We start from the raw sequence: 18,818 nt of genomic DNA on the forward strand, positions 1-18,818 counted from the left end.
ATCGTCGCCTGTGGCGGGATTTCCCAGCTTTTGGCCGCCGACCGCTGGGGGCCGTTTGCGCGCCCCATGCCCGACACCGATCAGGCTTTGGCGGCGGCGCGCTCCGGTGCCCGCGCCCTGATCGATTTCGGCAACCGTCCGTGGTGGGCCAAGCTTCTGGCCGATCCGGCGCTGAAGGTGATCGGGGCCCTGCCGGATGATGCCCATGCCCGGCCCCGCGCCTTTATGGTGTCGAGCGAAACCAGCGGGCCGACGGGCGATGACCGTACCTTCTGGATAACCGACAGCCCGCTGCCGGACTTTGAAATCATCGCCCACATGTCCAACAACGGGCTGGCCGCCAGCCTGATGGCCGAAGCGGGCGGCTTGATGCTGTTCGCTCTCGGTGGCTATGTGCAGGCCGAGGACGGGAGGCTGGAAGGCGCTCCCGGACAGTTGCAAGGCATCATCGGTGCCGCACCCATATTCTGACCGATAAAAATTCGAGGAAGCGTCATGACCGACCCACGCGCCAATGCGCCCACGCCCAAGCCGGGCATTCTGGACATCGCCCCCTATGTAGGCGGCAAGGGTGCTCTGGACGGCATCGCCGAACCGATGAAGCTGTCCTCGAACGAGAACCCGCTGGGCGCAGGCCCCAAGGCCCGCGAGGCCTTCGCCTCGGTTCTGGACAAGATCCACATCTATCCCGATGGCCGCGCCGACAGGCTGCGCGCCGCCGTGGCCGCCAAACATGGTCTGGAAGAAGATCGCCTGATCTTCGGCAATGGTTCGGACGAAGTGTTCGCCCTGTTGAACCAGACCTATCTGACGGCGGGCGACAATATCGTCACCGGACAATACGGCTTCCTCGCCTATCGCATCTCGGCGCTGGGTTGCGAGGCCGAGGTCAAGCTGGCCCCGGAACCCGGCTACAAGGCCGAGGTCGACGCCCTGCTGGAGCAGGTCGATGAGCGCACCAAGATCGTCTACGTCTCCAACCCGTCGAACCCGACCGGCAGCTGGAACACCGCCGAGGAAATCCGTCGCCTGCACGCCGCCCTGCCGCCGCACATCCTGCTGGTGGTTGACGAGGCCTATGCCGAATATGTCGTAGAGCCGGAATACGAGAGCGCATTCGAGCTGGCCCGCACGGCCCACAACATTGTCGTCACCCGCACCTTCTCAAAGATCCACGGCCTTGGCGGCCTGCGGATCGGTTTCGGCTATTGTCCGGCCGAGGTGATGGCGGCGATGGACCGTATCCGCCTGCCGTTCAACGTCTCGGTGCCGGGTATCGCCGCCGCCGTGGCTGCCGTGAACGACGAGGAGCACCAACAGGCCTCGCGCGATCTGGTGCTGGAATGGCGCCCGCGCCTGACGCAGGTCATCAAGGGCTTTGGCTATGAGGTCCTGCCGTCGGCGGGCAACTTCATCCTCGTCCTGTTCAAGGACGCTGCCGAAGCCAATGCCGCCAGCGAATGGCTGAACCGGAAGGGCATTATCGTGCGCGGCGTCGGCGGCTATGGCCTGCCGCAGGGCCTGCGTATCACCATCGGTACGGCAGACCAGAACCGCGCCGTGGCCGACGCGCTCAGCGAGTTCGCCGCCCGCTAATCTGCGGACAGGAACAAAAGAAACGCCGCGCTCTTTGACAGAGCGCGGCGTTTTTTATTGTCCTTTAGCCCTTAGTTCGTGAACGCAGGCTGCGACGTCAGCAGGGCGGTCGATGCCGTCTCGATCGAGGCTTCCATCCGCTTCATGAACTCGCCGCGCTTCAGACCGGCTTCGATCGGCGGCAGGAATTCGAACACCACCTTGCCAGGTTTGAATCCGGTGGCCCCCTTGGCAGGCCAGTGCTCGCCCGAGTTGGTCGCGATCAGATAGCAGGTCGCATCCACATCACGATAAATGGCCGCAACACCCGGCTTGTATTCGCCCGCCGCGCCCGGCTGGGTGCGGGTTCCTTCGGGGAAGATCATGATCTGGCGACCGTCTGCCAGACGATCGCGGGTATTCTTGACCATGTCCTTGAGCGCCTTGGCATGGGCCTCGCGGTCCACGGGGATCATCTTCGTCTTCCAGCAGAACCAGCCGAAGAAGGGCAGCGACATCAGCTCTTTTTTCAGTACGAAGCAGGGGTCATCCAGAACCGTGAACGGCACCACCACATCCAGCATGCTCTGGTGTTTGGCCGCTACCAGACCGGGGCCGGTCGGGCGATGCTCAAGCCCGCGAACCTCGACCTGAATGCCCGCGATCCAGCGCAGGCCGAACAGAACGATACGCGCCCAGATGCGGATCACCCCCATTGCCGCGTCGTGCTTCATCAACAAAGCCGGCGACAGGCCGACAGCACAAAGCGGCATCGACAGATAGAGCCATACCGAAAACAGCAGGGAGCGGATAAGATTCATCAGGTCTCTCGGAGCCTTAAGGAGCTTCAACAGGGGCAGCGGTCGGCGCACTCATCGGGCGCTCGGGATGAAAGCCCCGCAGGCGGTGCCAGGCCTCGCGGCCCAGAACAGCCAGATATTTCATATATTCCAAAGTCATACGCCGCGCCGGCTGTTCTTTGCGATACCAGTCCGGTCTAGCCAGTGTCGGTGTGGAGACCGCATAGGGCACCAACACGACCCCCGGCAAGGCACTGCGGATTTCGAGCAGGCTTCGGGCCATGTGGTAATCGGACGTCACCACGATCAGGCGCTTGTAATCGTTCTTGCGGGCCCACTCGGCGATCTCGCTGGCGTTGCCGACGGTGTTCTCGGCCTCGAAACCCAGATCGACACAGCAGTTGAACAATTTGCTGGAACCCGGCGTCAGAGCGCGCAGCTCCCCACGGCGTACATCGCGGTTCACGCCCGAGATCAGCAGTCGCTCGCCCTTGTCCAGTTCCAGCAACCGGATGGCCGCATTGACCCGTTCCGACGAGGGGCCGGTCAGGGATACGATGGCATCCGCACGTTCAGGCTCGGAGGCAGGGGTAAAGTCCTGCACCCTGTCCGCGAAAACGAACAGGCCGACAATCCACATCAGGACAATGGCGGCGATGAGGGTGAGGAACTTCATGAAGCCTACTTACCCACGGCCCGCGAGCTTCGCCAGAGCCGTAAAGCGCGCGGCCAGAACAGCGGTGACGGCGGCCAACAGCGGGCAGACCATAATCGCCACCAAATCCAGAAAACGCACGGGCAAGGCAGCCGTGACCCCGGCTTCTCCGCCCACCATGCGAAGGACCGCCATAGCCAGTCCGGCAATGACCGCACCCGCGGCACCGGCCAAAAGGGCCAGCTTTCCGAACTGGGCCTGATAAAGCCCTGCGACGGTACGGTCGGACGCACCGTTCAGGCTGAGCGTTTCAATGACATCCGCCTGTGCCGACATACCCGTACGGGTGGCATAGGCAATGACCGCCGCGGTCGCCCCTGCGATCAGCACAAAGGCGGCAATAGCCAGAATGCTGACCACACCGGCGGCCCGTTCCACTTCGCCGCGCCACAGACTGTGGTCATCCACCGATGCATCCAGCCCCGCTTCGGCCAGTGCGCGACTGAGCGTGGGCGCGCTGGCGGGCGCTTCGGGATCGAGGCGCACCACGACCAGATAGGGCAAGGGCAGATCCGGCAGAACGGCCTCCCCGACCCACGGGGCCAACAAACGCTCGGATGCCTTGCGATCCAGGGCATAGGCCTCTTCCACGCCCTTCACGCCCGACAGGGCTTCGGCGGCACGGCTGGCGGCGGTCGGCCCGGTTTCGTCGACGCGGGGGCGCACCTGAACCGTCGCCTCGCCGCGCAGCTCTCGGGCCCAGCCATGCGCCGCACGATCTGCGGCCAGGGCACCAATCGCCGCCAGGGTGGCGATAAAGCACAGGACGGCGATCACGGCGGCCAGCCAGCGCTCACCCGTCCGCTCCTGCGGCAACAGGGAACCGGGCACCGGCAAGGGCTTGCGGATCACGGTTTGCGCGTCGGTCATGCGACGTTTCCGGTCGAGAAGGCGGATTGCGGCTGCACCTGATGCAGCTGTCCGTTTTCGAGATGCAGACGGCCCGCACCGTAACGGCCGGCCATTTCATCATCGTGCGTGGCGATCAGCACCGTAGCCCCGAGCTTGTTGAGCGACAGGAAGAGCCGCATCAGCTTTTCCCCCATATCCCGATCCACACTGCCGGTCGGCTCGTCCGCCAGAATCAGACGCGGACGGGTAATGACCGCACGGGCAATCGCCAGACGCTGCTTCTCGCCGCCCGAAAGCGATGGCGGCAAGGCGTCGAAGCGCCCGCCCAGACCAACCCAGCGCAGCATTTCAGCGACATCCTGCGCATATTCGCGCGGCTTCTCGCCATTCAATCTCAACGGCAGCGCCACATTGTCGAAGGCCGACAAATGATCCAGCAGCCGAAAATCCTGGAACACCATACCGATACGTCGGCGCAGCGAAGGAATGGCGGTGCGCGGAATATGGGTCACGTCCTGCCCGAAAAGCCCGATACGGCCTGAAATCGGACGCTCGTCCAGCGTTAACAGGCGCAGCAATGTAGACTTGCCCGCACCTGACGGTCCGGTAAGGAAATGGAAAGAGCCGTGAGGCAGAATAAGGTTAACGTCGCGCAGAACCGAAGGTCGGCCCGAATAGCCGAACCCCAGATTTCTGAGGCGCACGATATCGGTCTCTTTGTCTGGCGCGCTGGGGCGACGTTCTTGATCTGGCATAGGGTGTTTTCATTTTGGACCGGGGCGAGTGCGCCCTCGACAGGAGGGGGCCAAACGCCTCTTAGCCGCCGCCTATGATACTGACCTGTCCGGCATGTGCCACCAGCTATTTTGTTCCTGACACTGCCATTCCGGCAGCCGGTCGTCGTGTGCGCTGCAAATCCTGCGGCAATGACTGGCGCGCGACCAGTGACGATGCCCCGCTGGACCTTGGTGAAGTCGCCGCCGCGACCGCACCGGGCACGGTGCAGCCGGCCGAAACGCCCATCGACGAGGTTGAGATCCCGCAGGCCCTTCCGCAGGCTTTCCGCGCCCGCGCCGAACAGAAGCGCCGCACCCAACAGGCCATTCGTCAGGGACTGGCCTGGGGCCTGACCGCGGTGATGGTGCTGGTCGGCCTGCTGCTGGCCTATCTATACCGCGACAGCATTGTCGCCCGCGCCCCCAAACTGGCCAGCGCCTATAAGGCCGTCGGCATTACGACCAACCCGTTCGGACTGGAGTTCGAAGCCGTATCCACCGGTTTCGCGCGCAATGATGTGAGCCGCGTCTATGTTTCAGGCGCGGTGCGCAACATCCGCAACAAAGAGATCGTCATTCCGCCGATCCGCGTCGGCGTTCTGGATGCCACGGGGCGTGAGATCAGCCATCGCATCATCCGTGTGGACGCGGCCCCTGTTCTGCCCGGCAAGGTTGAGGGTTTTGCCGCGATCATGCCCAATGACGACGGCCGCTTTGCCGAAGCCACGCTGAGCTTCGTTCGTGAGGACGAACTGCCACAGTCGCCCGATCCGCAACCGGCCGCCAAGGCTCCGTCCCGGACAGCACCGGCAAAAGCCGCCGAACCCGAGCCGGCCCCCGCCAAGGCCGCCGCCACCAAGCAAGCCGATGGCGGTCAGGACGGGCTTCGCCGAATCAGCCAGCTGACCCCCACCCAGCCCATTGGTCGAACTGATCTCGACACAGGACATGCGGACGGGGTATCGGCTGGGCATGGCTGACACTCCCCCGCACACGCCCACCGTCCTTCTGGCCCAAAGCGAGATCGACCGTATCAACGCCGAACTGGCCCGCAAGATCGCGCCGCTCATCGATGACGATACAGTCGCGGCGGTCCTGCTGACGGGAGGACTGTGGTTCGGATCGGACCTGACACGCGCCCTGTATCGCGAAGGCCGCAATGTGAAGTTCGACGCGGTGTGGATGTCGTCCTACGGCGACGAGCAACAGAGCCGTGGCAAGGTCACGGTCCGCGCGCCTTTCCAGCGCTCGATGGAAGGCAAAACCGTTCTGCTGATCGATGACGTGCTGGACAGCGGCCTTTCGCTGGCCGAGGCCGTGCGCATCACCAAGGAGGCCGGTGCCGCCCGCGTTCTGACCTGTGTCTTCGCCCGCAAGCCCTGCGCGCATGAACGGATGGAGCCGGACTTTGTGGGTTGGGAAGCGCCCGCACGCTTCCTTGTCGGCTATGGACTGGACCATCAGGGCGGCATGCGTGGCCTGCCCGACATCTGCGCCCTCGACTAAGACAAAAGGCCCCTCGATCGAGGGGCCTTTTTCTTAGGTCTTACAGCCAGTCGGCGATCGGTTCTCTGGCGAAGATGTCGTCATAGGTCGGGCGGGGTTTGATCACCGCCCACTTGTCATCATCGACCAGAACCTCGGCAGCCATCGGGCGGGTGTTGTATTCGCTGCCCATCACCGCGCCATAGGCACCGGCGGACATGAAGACCACCAGATCACCGGCCTTCAGCGGGGCCAGCTCGCGGTCGCGGGCAAAGGTGTCGCCCGTCTCGCAGACAGGTCCCACAATGTCGTGCGGCAGGGACGCGCCCTCTACCGGACGGACGGGCTTCACGTCATGGAAGGCGTCATAAAGGGCCGGACGCATCAGGTCGTTCATGGCCGCATCCAGCACCAGGAAGCGGCGACCGTCAGTACGCTCGTTCACATGCACCACGCGGCTGAGCAGCACGCCCGCATTAGCCGCCATCAGGCGCCCCGGCTCGAACGCGGCCTCGACCCCAAGGCCATCCAGTACACCAGCCACCATAGTGATATAGGCAGACGGCGGCGGGGTATCGGTCTCACCGTAATAGGGAACGCCCAGACCACCGCCCAGATCAAGACGGGTCACGGTCATACCGCGTTCGCGCAGGGTCTCGGTCATACCGCGTATGACCCGGAACGCGTTTTCCAGCGGCGTCATGTCGGTGATCTGGCTGCCGATATGGCAGGCCAGACCGACCGGATTCACATGCTCCGAGCCTGACGCCACCGCATAGAGGTCAAGGGCCTCTTCAACCGGAACGCCGAACTTGTCGCCCGCGCCGCCCGTGGTGATCTTGGCGTGGCCGCCCGCGCCGATCTTGGGGTTTACGCGGATGGCGATATCGGGCTTGGCACCAAGGCCTTGCGCCACCTTGATCAGACGCTCCAGCTCGGTTGAGCTTTCGACATTGATCTGGCGCACGCCCTCGCGGATGGCAAAGGCCAGCTCGCTGTCGGTCTTGCCCACACCCGAGAAGATGATTTTGGACGCCGGAATGCCTGCCTTCAGCGCGCGGCGGATCTCGCCCTCCGACACCGTATCGGCACCGCAGCCCATGCTGCCCAGAACCTTGAGCACCGAGAGGTTGGAGTTGGCCTTGACCGCAAAGGCGATCAGGGCGTCGCCCAGCGCGTCCCTATGGGCGTCGCAGGCTTCGCGCATCAGGCCATAGTGGCGGCGCAGGGTGGCGGCGGAATAGACATAGGTGGGCGTGCCCACCTGTTCGGCCACAGTTTCCAGATTGACGCCCTCGGCATGGAGGACGCCATCTTTGATCTCGAAATAATGCACGCCGCCCCCTCAGGTGGCTGAAGTTACTGGTACGGGCGACGGCCCGTCGGGTCAGAGACGCCCTCGATCGGGTTCTGGCTCGAAGGGCCAGCGACTGTGGCCGGATCGCGGTTGCGGTCGGTCCAACGCGAGTTGTTGGTCGGACGCGCACCCGGCGCTTCCAGATCCGCCATCTTGCCGCACGCCGAGATGGTCACGGCGGCCAGTGCAGCCGCACCGAGGATCAGGCTCTTTTTCACAGACAGTTTGGCAGTCACAGGCGTTGTCTCCAGTCGGCGATACGGGCGCGGACCTGATCCGGTGCCGTGCCGCCATAGGACTGGCGGCTGGAGCAGGAGGCCTGCGGGGTCAAGACAGCATAGACACCCTCATGGATGCGCTCGTCCAGAGACTTCAGTTCTTCAATCGACAGTTGGCCTAGATCAAGGCCCAGCTGCTCGGCACGCTTCACGGCGGCACCGGTGACGTGGTGGGCTTGGCGGAACGGCAGGGTCAGTTCGCGCACCAGCCAGTCGGCAAGGTCGGTCGCGGTCGAGAAACCGGCACCGGCGGCGGCGGCCATCTTCTCGGTGTTCGGACGGAAGGCGCTGATCATGGCGGTCATGGAGGTGATGGCCAGATCGAGGGCATCAAAAGCTTCGAACACCGGCGGCTTGTCTTCCTGCATGTCTTTCGAATAGGCCAGCGGCAGGCCCTTCATGACGGTCGTCAGGGCGATCAGGGCGCCGTTGATGCGGCCCGTCTTGGCGCGGACCAGTTCGGCGGCGTCGGGGTTGCGCTTTTGCGGCATGATCGACGAGCCGGTCGTCAGATCGTCCGGCAGGGTGATGAAGCCGAACATCGGCGTCATCCACACCACGATCTCTTCGGCCAGACGCGACAGGTGGCCTGCGGCGATCGATGCGGCGGCAAGGCTTTCCAGCGCGAAGTCACGGTCAGAAACGGCATCGAGCGAGTTGCCCATCGGACGGTCGAAGCCGAGGGCCTCGGCCGTGGCATGACGGTCGATCGGGAACGGCGATCCGGCCAGGGCCGCGGCCCCCAGCGGGTTTTCGTTCATGCGCTTGCGGGCGTCGGCAAAGCGCGAGGCATCGCGGCCGAACATCTCGACATAGGCCATCAGGTGGTGGCCCAGCGTGACCGGCTGTGCGGTCTGAAGGTGGGTGAAGCCCGGCATCAGGTCGCCCGCGTGCTGTTCGGCACGGTCCAGCAGGGCGCGTTGAAGGTCTTTCAGTTGTTCGATGGTGCGGTCGGCGGCATCACGGACCCACAGGCGGAAGTCGGTCGCCACCTGGTCGTTGCGCGAGCGGGCGGTGTGCAGACGGCCCGACGGCTCGCCGATCAGCTCCGACAGGCGCGCCTCGACGTTCATGTGGATGTCTTCATAGGCATCGCGGAACGGGAAGGTGCCGTCCTTGATCTCGCCCTCGATCACATCCAGACCGCCCAGAATGGCGTCGGCGTCGGCCTGCTGGATGATGCCCTGCTTGGCCAGCATGCGACAATGTGCTCGAGAACCAGCAAGGTCTTGCGCCCAAAGCCGTTTGTCTACACCTATGGAAACATTAATAGCCTGCATGATGTCAGCGGGCTTGGCGCTGAAGCGGCCACCCCACATCGACTGGCTTTGAGGCTTGGCGGAAGACGTATCGGACATGAGCGGCTCTAAACGGACTATGGCGATCGGAGTTGTGATCGTGGCCCTGATCATCGGGATCGCGGGCGCTTGGCTGCTATACGTCAAAGCAGGCGACCGGAGCAAAGGTTCTGATGCCGCTTTGGCCGAAAGTTCCCTGCTGAAACCGTACGCCACCGGCCAATTCAGCTCTCTCATCCTGCCCGAGCCCGCGCCCGCACCGGCCCTGCCCTTCGTGGATAGCGATGGAGAGACGCTTCATTTCACCGATTTCGCCGGTAAGGTCACGGTGGTGAACCTGTGGGCGACGTGGTGCGCGCCATGCAAGATCGAGATGCCGACCCTGGCCGCTCTGGCCAAACGTTACGAGGACCGCGAGGACTTCGATGTCGTGGTCATCAGCATGGACACCGACCGTGCGCAGGCGGCGGCAAAAGCCTTCATCGCCGAGCACCCGCCTCTGGCCTATTATGCGGATCCCAAATTCCGCATGGCCTTTGACTTCCCCGGAAAAGGGGCCATGCCGCAGACCGTCCTGCTGGACCGCGAGAGCAAGGTCCGCGCTGTCATGGTCGGAGAGGCGGATTGGAACGGGGCAGAGGCGATTGCCCTGATCGAGGCCTTGCTCAACGAAAAAGGGGCCGCCCCGTAAGGACGGCCCCCGAAATTCTCCAAGCCAGATAAGGCTTAGTTGCCTTCCAGCTTGGCGCGGGCGTCAGCGGCGGCCTGCTCGGTCTTTTCAGCGGCGGTAATGGCACCGTCCTTGATAGCCGCACCGGCCTTGTCAGCCGCGTCGGAGGTGGCGACGGCAGCGTCTGAAGCAGCGGCCTGGGTTGCATCGGCGGCGCTGTCTACGGCAGTTGCAGCAACATCACCGGCGTGGTCGAGCGCAGAAGCGGCATCGGCTGCGGCTGCATCGGCAGAAGCCGAAGCCTGGTTTTGCTCGGCTTGGGTGCAGGCGGCAGCGCCCAGAGCCAGAACGGCAGCGGCAGCAACAGTCATCGAACGAATACGCATGGGATTTCCCCCTTCGTGAGATCAGCCCTCAAACCGGGCCGCGATGATAACGCGTTCGTGAACTGCGGGTTGCAAAGCGATTTCACAGGCTCCGAAGCCTTTCCCTGTTTCAGGGCACGGACAGATTATCACACAACCTGAACATTATTTTTGAACTGCAAGTCATCCGGTTGCGGATAGCGGGCGTAGACTATGCGGTTGGCAGCTTGCCGACCTCTTCTGGACGAGGCTGGCGAGACGTCGGCCGCTTCGTCAGGGGCGATGGGGATCACGGAGCGGGCCGGTGCGCGCTGTGGTTCGTCGCGTCCAACCCTGTCCTCAAAGCATTCACAGGATGATTGCATGTTCAGAACCCTTTTGATCACTTCGGCAGCCACGCTCGCCTTCGCCGGTGCTGCGCAAGCCCAGACCGCACCGGGCAAATGGACCGTCAGCATCGAAGCCGGTGCCGACTTCCAGGTCGGCGGTGATGTGCATGGCGGTGCCACGGCGCTCGTGCCGGACCTCGGTCCGCTGAATCCGGCACTGGCGGGCGTCGATGCAGAACTGCGCATCCAGCCGCGCACCTTTGACGAAATCTATGGCGAAGGCATGAACATCGGTGCCGAGTTCGCCTATGGCATGATGAACAATGGCGAAGCCTTCGGCTCCATCCGTTACATGAAGGCCGACGAGGGCAAGGTTCAGGTGGGCGGCGCATTCGTTCCGGCCCTGGACACCACCCTGCCCGTCTTCGGTACCTTCAGCGACTATGAGGCCTGGGCCGTCGAGGCCGGTTATCGCCAGTATTTCGGCGACGGCCCCCTGAAGCCCTATCTCGCGGGCCGCGTCGGCGCTGTGTTCACCGACAAGATCACCGCCACCTTCGAGATTCCGGATGGCGGCATCACCATTGCCGATGCCCCCTTCTATGACAGCTCCACCAGTTTCACCGTGGGCATTGATGTGGGTCTGTCCTATGCCGTCAGCGACATGGTGACCCTGCAGGCCGAGACCGGTATCCGACACATCACCAAGCTGGAAGATGACGACAGCGCCATTGGTGGTCTCGGGCTCGCGTCGATCAACAATGTGGGCGAGCGCACGTACATGCCTTTGACGGTACGTGCACGGTTCGCGTTCTAGGCGGGAGGAAAATCCTGTCGCTGTGTCGGACATTGCCCCACGCCAAGGCGCACGACAGGATCAGCAGGGACGTTCTCCGGGTCCCTGTGCACCACCCCGAAAGAGCGTGACGAACGACCGTTACGCCCCTTGTTTGTGATCGACCGAGACGGAGGTGCGGCAAGTCCGCACCTCCGTTTTTTCATGGCCGAATAGCCGCCCCACGCGAGCGCGGGCGGTGACGGGAAGGCTGGGCGAGGCACCGGAATGACGTCCGGAAAAAAGATGGGTTTACCGTTTCGGCTTTTTGCTGGGGCCGCGGTTGTCGGCCCTACGGGACCTCCCGACCCGACGCGGCCTGAGGCCGACGCTCCACGCCGTATAAATGAGCTTGGGGCATGCACCGTTGTTGGCGTTTACCCCAGCGCCCGTGGCGGGCAGTTCTGGCCGACGACCAGAACCGGAACGGTCCGGGTATCCACCCCGACCCTTGCCGAAGCCTCTTCGTCCAAGTGCAGCGCACCGACAGGCTCCACCGGCGTCATGCGTGTGCGTGACCCCCGCTCTTCTCGCTCCCGCCGCCGCATCGGATCGCCGGCCGAGCGAGCCCTCCCCTGCGACGGGACGCGGGGATTATGCGGGAGGGACTAGGTAGGGCGAGCAGAAATATATCCTACGTATACAGGGTTATTATTTTTCAGATATTTATAGGCAAAGCAAAAGGCTAAGCATGATCCGGACCAACATTTGAATATCATCGGTTGACGAATCAGCTTTGCTATTAATTTGTTGTCGTATGACACCAAAAGCGAAAAACCCTATCCAGCTGCGCCAAGGCCTTACGATTGGTCAACCCGCTGCAGAAGATGATGATGAATTCCTCTTTCCGGCGTTTTTTGAGAACTACGCATATGCGGAAATGTCATCCGTTTCTTCTCCTAAGTTTTTGCTACTAGGTCGAACAGGAACCGGAAAAACAGCGATCCTAAGGTGCATAGAAAAGCAGAAAGATTATGTCGTAAAAATAGATCCTGCAGAGCTATCCCTGCAGTACATTTCGAACTCCGATATTATTAATTTCTTCGAGAAAAACGGAGTTAAACTAGATCTATTTTATCAAATGCTGTGGCGCCATGTCATCGCTTCCGAGTTAATTAAAAAGTTTTTTGGCCTAGACGACGAAGCAAAAACTAAAAGCTTTTATCAAAAGATTGCTACAGGTTTCTCAGCGAAACGAAAAAGAGCAATCGAGTATATGCAGTCTTTCGGCTCTGAATTTTGGATGGAAACAGACGAACGCATCAGTCAGGTTACAACAAAATTTGAAAAAGAACTGAAAGCTGGCGCAGGTATAGACGATACAATTATACTAGGAACACAAGGATCTACGACCTACAGCGAAGAACAAACCAAACAGTTTGCTTATCGAGCTCAGAAAGTGGTCGATAATGTAAAACTTCAACAATTGAGTGAGGTTATAGATTGGCTTGATGCCGATGTATTTACAGACCCTAAAAAACAATATTACGTCCTGATAGATGATTTGGACCTTAATTTTTCATTCGGAGATACAAAACTTTGGCTGATACGCGCTCTAATAGAAACATGTAAAAAATTTAGAAAAATTTCTAACGTAAAAATTGTTATCTCAATAAGAACCGACCTTCTTGAACGAGTATTCGAAACAACTAGAGACGAGGGATTTCAGGAAGAAAAGTACAAGGGCAATATTTGCAAGCTAATGTGGCTTCCAGGCGAGCTAAAAGAAATAGTAAACAGAAGACTAAGCGAGTCCATAAGAAGACAATATTCAAATTCTAATATTGGATTTAGCGAGGTTTTTCCTGAAAAAATAAATCAAAGCGATTCATTTTCCTACCTAGTTCAAAGAACTCTACACAGACCGCGCGATATAATCGCTTACGTGAATGAATGCATAGTTCAATCGGTGGGCTCCGACAGAATATCTATATCAAATATAAAAAAGGCAGAAGAGCCATACAGCTACGATAGATTCAATGCATTACGCGACGAATGGCTATCACATTTCCCACTCCTTGGAGAATCTAGCAAAATTCTGCACGGAAGGCCAAGAAAGTTTTCACTATCACAAATAACCAAAGATGATATTGAAATGATTATGCTTGAGCTTGCTACCAATGATAAACACGATCAAGATCGGTTAGCATCCAAGATACCAAGCTCCGGAAATTTCAAGCGAAGTGATATTAATAAGTTTAAGATAGAACTTGTATATTGTTTATACCGGACAGGAATAGTTGGACTAAAATTAAAACCAGAAAGCAAGCTAAACTGGTCTCATATTGATAGTGTTTATATCAGCAGAGAAGACATATCCGAGGACACAACTATATATCCTCACCCCATGCTCTGGCGAAAATTGTCCATAAACACAAAAGAGTTCGACAGCGAAATCCAGCCCTGAATGAAAGGGCGGCTCTGAGAGCCGCCCTTTCTTGTTAGTGGACTTGGGGTTTGCCGATTTGGAGGCCGTCTTCGCTGGCCGAGACGTGGACCACCGAGCCGTCGGTGAACTCTCCGGCCAGCAGTTTGCGGGCCATCGGGTCGACCAGTTGTTTCTGGATGACGCGTTTCAACGGGCGGGCGCCGTAGACGGGGTCGTAGCCCTTGTCGGCAAGCCAGTTGAGGGCGCTGTCGTCCAGGGCGAGCGTCAAGCGGCGCTCGGCCATCAAAGCCTCAAGCCGTTTCAGCTGGATGCGGACGATGCCGCCCATCTGTTCGCGACCAAGGCGTTTGAACAGGATGATCTCGTCGATCCGGTTCAGGAACTCTGGCCGGAAATGGCTGCGGACCACCTCCATCACCGGCTCGCGCACGGCCTCGACGTCATCGCCCTCGGCCTGACCGGCGAGGAACTCCGACCCCATGTTGGAGGTCATGATGATGAGGGTGTTCTTGAAGTCGATGGTGCGGCCCTGACCGTCGGTCAGGCGACCGTCGTCCAGCACCTGAAGCAGGATGTTGAAGACGTCCGGGTGGGCCTTTTCGACCTCGTCGAACAGGACGACCTGATAGGGGCGGCGGCGCACGGCCTCGGTCAGGGCACCGCCCTCGTCGTAGCCGACATAGCCCGGAGGGGCGCCGATCAGGCGGCTGACCGAGTGTTTCTCCATGTATTCGGACATGTCGATGCGGGTGATGGCGCTGTCGTCGTCGAACAGGAACTCGGCCAGAGCCTTGGTCAGCTCGGTCTTGCCCACGCCCGTCGGGCCAAGGAAGAGGAAGGAGCCGATCGGCTTGTTCGGGTCGTTCAGGCCCGCACGCGCACGGCGTACGGCGTCGGAGACGGCCTCCAGCGCATCGTCCTGACCCACGACGCGGGCGCGCAGGGCGTCCTCCATCGAGAGCAGTTTCTCGCGCTCGCCTTCCAGCATCTTGTCCACCGGAACGCCCGTCCAGCGGGAGACAACGGCGGCGATCTGTTCGGCATCGACCACCTCGGCGGCGAGGTTCGAGGCCTTTTCTTCCTCATTGGCCTGAGCCTCTTCCAACTGGCGTTCCAGTTGCGGGATCTGGCCGTAGGCGATCTCGGACGCGCGAGCGAGGTCGCCCGAACGCTGGGCATTGGTCAGTTCCAGACGCAGGCGATCCAGCGTTTCGCGCAGTTGGGCCGACTGGCCGACCTTGTCCTTGGCGGCGCGCCATTGGGCGGTCATGTCCTCGGACTGGGCTTCCAGATCGGCGATCTCGTCCTCGAGTTTTTCGAGGCGCAGGCGCGAGGCGTCGTCGTCCTCCTTTTTGAGGGCTTCGCGCTCGATCTTCAGCTGGACGAGGCGGCGGTCGATCTCGTCCAGAGCCTCGGGCTTGGAGTCCACGGCCATGCGGACGCGGCTGGCGGCCTCGTCGACAAGGTCGATGGCCTTGTCCGGCAGGAAGCGGTCGGTGATGTAGCGGTTCGACAAGGTCGCGGCGGCCACGATGGCGCTGTCCGAAATACGGACGCCGTGGTGGACCTCGTACTTCTCTTTCAGGCCGCGCAGGATGGAGACGGTGTCCTCGACCGTCGGCTCCTCGACCATGACCGGCTGGAAGCGGCGGGCAAGGGCGGCGTCCTTTTCGATGTATTTGCGGTACTCATCCAGAGTGGTCGCGCCGACGCAATGCAGCTCGCCACGGGCCAGAGCCGGTTTCAGCAGGTTGGACGCATCCATCGCGCCGTCGGATTTGCCGGCACCGACAAGGGTGTGCATCTCGTCGATAAAGAGAACGATCTGGCCTTCGGCGGCGGCGACCTCGTTGAGGACCGCCTTCAGGCGTTCCTCGAACTCGCCACGGTATTTGGCACCGGCGATCAACGCGCCCATGTCGAGCGCCAGCACCTTTTTGTCCTTCAGGCTTTCGGGCACGTCGCCGTTGACGATGCGCAGGGCCAGACCCTCGACGATGGCGGTCTTGCCCACGCCGGGTTCACCGATCAGCACGGGGTTGTTCTTAGTGCGGCGGGCCAGCACCTGAATGGTGCGGCGGATTTCCTCGTCACGGCCGATGACCGGATCGACCTTGCCGTCGGCGGCGGCCAGCGTCAGGTCGCGGGCATAGCGTTTGAGGGCGTCATAGCCGTCTTCAGCCGAGGCGCTGTCGGCGGTCTTGCCCTTTCGCATGTCGGCAATGGCGGCATCCATCTTGTCAGGAGTCACGCCGACGCCGCGCAGGATGTTGGCCGCCACGCCGCCCTCGCGGGCAAGGGCAGCCAGAAGGCGCTCGGTCGTCACGAAGGCATCGCCGGACTGCTTGGCGGCATCCTCGGCGGCGGCGAACACGCGGGCGGTGTCGCCATCCATATAAAGCTGGCCGGAGCCGCCCGTGACCTGCGGGCGCTTCTTCAGCGCGGTTTCGATGTCGGCGACGGCCTTGGCGGCGTCACCACCGGCCTGGGTGATCAGGTTGCGGGCCAGACCATCGCGCTCTTCCAGCAGAACCTTGAGCAGGTGCTCGGGCACGAAATGCTGGTGGCGGCGGGCAAGGGCCAGCGACTGGGCCGACTGGATCGCCTGTTTGGCGCGGTCGGAATATTGTTCGATGTTCATTCTGGGCATCCCCTGAGAGGCGGATTGGAGGGCCGCGCCCCGCATCTGCAGCGACGCGGCCCCGATCAATCTCAGTTGGGAAAGCCGTTGTTTTTCCGCAAGGGTTTTGGATGTTTTTGAGTGGGCCTATCGCGCTTCGCGCTACTTGAGGCCCGCTCGTTCAAAGTGGGCCTATCGCGCTTCGCGCTACTTGAGGCCCATTGGGAAAACAGCCTTCAATTAGCCTCCGGTCGGGCCGGTCGAGAAGTCGAACTGTTCCGGCTGGCGGCGCGGGCTGGAACCCAGCTGCCAGCTGAGGCCGATATAGAAGGCCCGCAGGTTGATGTTCTGCTCGTTGAACTCGCGGAACTGGTCCGTTTCGTAACGGGTCGAGTTCTTCATGCTGTTGAACAGGTCGCGGCCCGTGACGTTCAGCGACAGCTTGTCGGTCAGCTTGCGGCGGTAGCCGAGGTTGACCATACCGCCCGCCTCGCGGGTACCCTGGGCCAGCAGGCTTTCACCCTGCCAGAAGCCCGACAGCTGGACGAAGTCCTTGGCGGTCGGCTGCCAGTTCAGGCTGAGACGGCCCGAGACCATCTCGCCGGAACGGTTCTTGCCGCCCGGAATACCGCCCGCGTCGATTTCCTGATGGAAGGCGTTGATGGCGGCGTTGTAGCGCAGGGTCGAGTGCAGGCGGCCTGCAGCCGTCAGTTCGATACCGGTGTCGGTGCGGCCACCAAGGTTTTCAGGGCGGGTCAGCAGCACACCGTCAGCCAACTGGGTGGCGACTTCGGTGAAGGCCTTATCGGTGTCGCGGTAGTAGAGCGTCGCCTGATAGAAGTTCTGCCCCTTGCGGACCTGCCACATGGCTTCGAACGCATCGGTTTCCTGCGGGCGCAGGTTCGGGTTGCCCGATGAACGGTAAAGCGGGCTTTGGTAGGAAACGAATGGGTTCAGCTGGGTCAGCTGCGGACGCTGGATGCGGCGCGAATAGCTGGCACGAAGGGTCTGGGTTTCCGACAGCTGGTACTGGAGGTGGCCGGTCGGATAGGCGCGGAAGTAATCCTGGCCGGCCTTCAGGCCGCCGGTCAGATCGTTCACTTCAATATCGGCCTGCTCCAGACGAAGACCGGCCTGTACCGACAGCTTATCGGTCAAGCCACGCTCATAGGTCGTGTACAGGGCGTGGACGGTCTGGGTGCCCTCGAACAGGTTGCTCAGTCCCGCGACCGGCGCGAGGCTGTTGGCCGACGGGCCGCGCAGGAAGCGGACGTCGTTTTCCGGCTCGACACGGGTCAGTTCATAGCCTGCACGCAGACGCTCGTCCTCGCCCATCGGCAGGACATAGGCGCTGGTGAAACCGATCATGGTCGATTTGGTCTCGGTATTGAAACGCTCGAACACTACCGGCGCGACCGGCGTCGTATAGGTGGTCTCCAACAGGAAATCGTTTTCGGAATCCTGTCGGCCATAGCGCAGCTCGTTCGACCACTCGTGACCCTGGTCGTTGAAGCGGTGCACCACCCGCGCCGTGGCGTTCATATGGCCGATTTCCATGCCGCCCGTATTGAGGCTCTGATAGGCATTGGTCAGGACATTGTTGGCGTCGCGGGTTTCGTAGAAGCTGGTGTTGCGCGGGTCGATATCGAATTTCATCGCGCTCAGTTCGGCACTGAAAGTCGTGCGGTCGGTAAGCTTGTACTCTGCGCTGACTCGACCGAAACCACCGCGCTGGCTGGTATCGGATTCCTGATAGACCGTATTGGTGCTGATGACCTGACCCGCCGGGTTCAGGTTTTCGCGCGTGGTCGGAAACTCGAAATCATTGGCGTCGTAGCGGTAGCTGAGGTCGCCCGCCAGCGTCAGCCTGTCCTTCTGGCGCGAACCGCTGATGCCCGCATTCCAGCGGCCGTTGTCGCCCACATTGAGGCGGACCGAGCCGGTTGTCTGCACACCCGGACGCGGGGCCGTCGGCTTGGTGATCAGGTTGATGATGCCGCCGCCACCCTCGGGGGTATAGGCCGCCGAAGGATTGGTCATCACCTCGATGCGGGCATATTGGTCAGCCGGAAGTTGAAGAACGGCCTGTCCGCGACTCTGACCGCTGAAAATCGGTGACGGGCGACCGTCCACCAGAATGGTCACACCCGAGTTGCCGCGCAGCGAGACATTGCCCTGCGGGTCGACATCGACCTACGGGACATTGCGAAGCGCATCTGCCAGCGAACCTGTCGTCGCCTGCAGGTCATTGGCCAGGCTGTAGCTGATCGAGTCGATCGAAGTGCGGATGCCATCGGTGCGGGCGCTGACGACAACCTCTTCGACCTGTGCAGGTTCATCCTGGGCGGTGTCCTGTTCCGCATCGGCATCGCCGCTCCGGGCTTGCGGCTCTTCCTGCGGCGCAGTCTGCGGCGCGGCCGATTGAGCCGGAGCCGGCTGGGCGGACGCCGTCCGGGCGGGGGCGGACTGGCCAG

18 protein-coding genes and 2 pseudogenes are annotated in these 18,818 nt (G+C 61.5%); 7 read left to right on the forward strand and 13 right to left on the reverse strand.

The genetic code is table 11. The features are described 5' to 3' along the window. A partial coding sequence (locus tag B3H86_RS03540; protein WP_292051201.1) for a hypothetical protein occupies positions 1–471 on the forward strand: 471 nt, incomplete at its 5' end. Between the two features lie 24 nt (positions 472–495). Then, positions 496–1,596, forward strand: a complete 1,101-nt coding sequence (gene hisC, locus B3H86_RS03545) for a histidinol-phosphate transaminase (protein WP_292051202.1) — start codon at positions 496–498, stop codon at positions 1,594–1,596. A gap of 71 nt (positions 1,597–1,667) precedes the next feature. Here the strand turns inward: hisC and B3H86_RS03550 are convergent, their stop codons facing one another. From B3H86_RS03550 to B3H86_RS03565, 4 genes are read right to left on the reverse strand one after another with little or no spacing between them, the layout of a single operon-like run. Further along, positions 1,668–2,396, reverse strand: coding sequence for a lysophospholipid acyltransferase family protein (locus B3H86_RS03550; protein ID WP_292051203.1), 729 nt, complete (start codon positions 2,394–2,396; stop codon positions 1,668–1,670). Between the two features lie 16 nt (positions 2,397–2,412). Beyond that, positions 2,413–3,051 (reverse strand): YdcF family protein, encoded by a 639-nt coding sequence (locus B3H86_RS03555; RefSeq protein ID WP_292051204.1) that lies wholly within the window; start codon positions 3,049–3,051, stop codon positions 2,413–2,415. Between the two features lie 9 nt (positions 3,052–3,060). Further along, positions 3,061–3,960 carry a cell division protein FtsX gene (locus B3H86_RS03560; protein WP_292051205.1) on the reverse strand — a complete coding sequence of 300 codons (900 nt, stop codon included), beginning with the start codon at positions 3,958–3,960 and terminating at the stop codon, positions 3,061–3,063. Continuing rightward, positions 3,957–4,697 carry a cell division ATP-binding protein FtsE gene (locus tag B3H86_RS03565; RefSeq protein ID WP_292051206.1) on the reverse strand — a complete coding sequence of 247 codons (741 nt, stop codon included), beginning with the start codon at positions 4,695–4,697 and terminating at the stop codon, positions 3,957–3,959. Before B3H86_RS03565 ends, B3H86_RS03560 begins: the two co-directional genes overlap by 4 nt. A gap of 74 nt (positions 4,698–4,771) precedes the next feature. On the opposite strand from B3H86_RS03565, the gene B3H86_RS03570 reads away from it, so the two are divergent. Both B3H86_RS03570 and B3H86_RS03575 read left to right on the forward strand, forming a co-directional pair. Then, entirely contained in the window at positions 4,772–5,698 is a 927-nt protein-coding gene (locus B3H86_RS03570; protein WP_292051208.1) for an MJ0042-type zinc finger domain-containing protein, read from the forward strand. Then, positions 5,691–6,224, forward strand: a complete 534-nt coding sequence (locus tag B3H86_RS03575) for a phosphoribosyltransferase (RefSeq protein WP_292051209.1) — start codon at positions 5,691–5,693, stop codon at positions 6,222–6,224. The genes B3H86_RS03570 and B3H86_RS03575 overlap by 8 nt, the downstream gene beginning before the upstream one ends. Before the next feature lie 40 nt (positions 6,225–6,264). On the opposite strand, the gene lysA is transcribed toward B3H86_RS03575, so the two are convergent. Genes lysA through argH form a run of 3 tightly spaced genes read right to left on the reverse strand, consistent with a single transcriptional unit; the run spans position 6,265 to position 9,157 of the window. Beyond that, entirely contained in the window at positions 6,265–7,539 is a 1,275-nt protein-coding gene (lysA, locus tag B3H86_RS03580; RefSeq protein WP_292051210.1) for a diaminopimelate decarboxylase, read from the reverse strand. 23 nt (positions 7,540–7,562) lie between these two features. Next, a complete protein-coding gene (locus B3H86_RS03585) occupies positions 7,563–7,796 on the reverse strand; it encodes a hypothetical protein (RefSeq protein WP_292051211.1) in 234 nt (77 codons plus the stop codon). Next, positions 7,793–9,157, reverse strand: a complete 1,365-nt coding sequence (gene argH / locus B3H86_RS03590) for an argininosuccinate lyase (protein ID WP_292051225.1) — start codon at positions 9,155–9,157, stop codon at positions 7,793–7,795. The genes B3H86_RS03585 and argH overlap by 4 nt, the downstream gene beginning before the upstream one ends. A gap of 37 nt (positions 9,158–9,194) precedes the next feature. On the opposite strand from argH, the gene B3H86_RS03595 reads away from it, so the two are divergent. After that, positions 9,195–9,827: a TlpA family protein disulfide reductase gene (locus B3H86_RS03595; protein ID WP_292051212.1), complete on the forward strand. Its 633-nt coding sequence runs from the start codon at positions 9,195–9,197 to the stop codon at positions 9,825–9,827. A 35-nt stretch (positions 9,828–9,862) separates the two neighbouring features. On the opposite strand, the gene B3H86_RS03600 is transcribed toward B3H86_RS03595, so the two are convergent. Beyond that, positions 9,863–10,192: a hypothetical protein gene (locus B3H86_RS03600; protein WP_292051213.1), complete on the reverse strand. Its 330-nt coding sequence runs from the start codon at positions 10,190–10,192 to the stop codon at positions 9,863–9,865. 342 nt (positions 10,193–10,534) lie between these two features. On the opposite strand from B3H86_RS03600, the gene B3H86_RS03605 reads away from it, so the two are divergent. Then, positions 10,535–11,317, forward strand: a complete 783-nt coding sequence (locus B3H86_RS03605; protein ID WP_292051215.1) for an outer membrane beta-barrel protein — start codon at positions 10,535–10,537, stop codon at positions 11,315–11,317. Between the two features lie 395 nt (positions 11,318–11,712). Here B3H86_RS03605 and B3H86_RS03610 read toward each other — a convergent pair whose 3' ends face one another. Next, positions 11,713–11,841, reverse strand: coding sequence for a hypothetical protein (locus B3H86_RS03610; RefSeq protein WP_292051217.1), 129 nt, complete (start codon positions 11,839–11,841; stop codon positions 11,713–11,715). A 251-nt stretch (positions 11,842–12,092) separates the two neighbouring features. On the opposite strand from B3H86_RS03610, the gene B3H86_RS03615 reads away from it, so the two are divergent. After that, a complete protein-coding gene (locus B3H86_RS03615; protein ID WP_292051219.1) occupies positions 12,093–13,742 on the forward strand; it encodes a P-loop ATPase, Sll1717 family in 1,650 nt (549 codons plus the stop codon). 34 nt (positions 13,743–13,776) lie between these two features. On the opposite strand, the gene clpB is transcribed toward B3H86_RS03615, so the two are convergent. The 4 genes and pseudogenes from clpB to B3H86_RS03630 form a co-directional block, all read right to left on the reverse strand. After that, positions 13,777–16,365 carry an ATP-dependent chaperone ClpB gene (gene clpB / locus B3H86_RS03620; RefSeq protein WP_292051221.1) on the reverse strand — a complete coding sequence of 863 codons (2,589 nt, stop codon included), beginning with the start codon at positions 16,363–16,365 and terminating at the stop codon, positions 13,777–13,779. Between the two features lie 219 nt (positions 16,366–16,584). Further along, a complete protein-coding gene (locus B3H86_RS03625) occupies positions 16,585–18,297 on the reverse strand; it encodes an outer membrane beta-barrel family protein (protein WP_349679841.1) in 1,713 nt (570 codons plus the stop codon). Positions 18,298–18,351: 54 nt separating this feature from the next. Next, a pseudogene (locus B3H86_RS13890) lies at positions 18,352–18,510 on the reverse strand (TonB-dependent receptor plug domain-containing protein); the annotation flags it as partial. Positions 18,511–18,537: 27 nt separating this feature from the next. Next, a pseudogene (locus B3H86_RS03630) lies at positions 18,538–18,818 on the reverse strand (TonB-dependent receptor); the annotation flags it as partial.

The sequence above is a fragment of the Brevundimonas sp. UBA5866 genome, assembly GCF_002432125.1.
Classification (GTDB): Bacteria; Pseudomonadota; Alphaproteobacteria; order Caulobacterales; family Caulobacteraceae; genus Brevundimonas.

Bases quoted from the DNA above. Each gene is read 5' to 3' on its own strand.
- B3H86_RS03600 (WP_292051213.1), bottom strand. From the start codon at position 10,192: ATGCGTATTCGTTCGATGACTGTTGCTGCCGCTGCCGTTCTGGCTCTG.
- B3H86_RS03555 (WP_292051204.1), bottom strand. From the start codon at position 3,051: ATGAAGTTCCTCACCCTCATCGCCGCCATTGTCCTGATGTGGATTGTC.
- B3H86_RS03595 (WP_292051212.1), top strand. From the start codon at position 9,195: ATGAGCGGCTCTAAACGGACTATGGCGATCGGAGTTGTGATCGTGGCC.
- B3H86_RS03565 (WP_292051206.1), bottom strand. From the start codon at position 4,697: ATGCCAGATCAAGAACGTCGCCCCAGCGCGCCAGACAAAGAGACCGAT.
- B3H86_RS03605 (WP_292051215.1), top strand. From the start codon at position 10,535: ATGTTCAGAACCCTTTTGATCACTTCGGCAGCCACGCTCGCCTTCGCC.
- B3H86_RS03570 (WP_292051208.1), top strand. From the start codon at position 4,772: ATGATACTGACCTGTCCGGCATGTGCCACCAGCTATTTTGTTCCTGAC.
- B3H86_RS03575 (WP_292051209.1), top strand. From the start codon at position 5,691: ATGGCTGACACTCCCCCGCACACGCCCACCGTCCTTCTGGCCCAAAGC.
- argH (WP_292051225.1), bottom strand. From the start codon at position 9,157: ATGTGGGGTGGCCGCTTCAGCGCCAAGCCCGCTGACATCATGCAGGCT.
- hisC (WP_292051202.1), top strand. From the start codon at position 496: ATGACCGACCCACGCGCCAATGCGCCCACGCCCAAGCCGGGCATTCTG.
- B3H86_RS03610 (WP_292051217.1), bottom strand. From the start codon at position 11,841: ATGACGCCGGTGGAGCCTGTCGGTGCGCTGCACTTGGACGAAGAGGCT.
- B3H86_RS03615 (WP_292051219.1), top strand. From the start codon at position 12,093: ATGACACCAAAAGCGAAAAACCCTATCCAGCTGCGCCAAGGCCTTACG.
- B3H86_RS03560 (WP_292051205.1), bottom strand. From the start codon at position 3,960: ATGACCGACGCGCAAACCGTGATCCGCAAGCCCTTGCCGGTGCCCGGT.
- B3H86_RS03550 (WP_292051203.1), bottom strand. From the start codon at position 2,396: ATGAATCTTATCCGCTCCCTGCTGTTTTCGGTATGGCTCTATCTGTCG.
- clpB (WP_292051221.1), bottom strand. From the start codon at position 16,365: ATGAACATCGAACAATATTCCGACCGCGCCAAACAGGCGATCCAGTCG.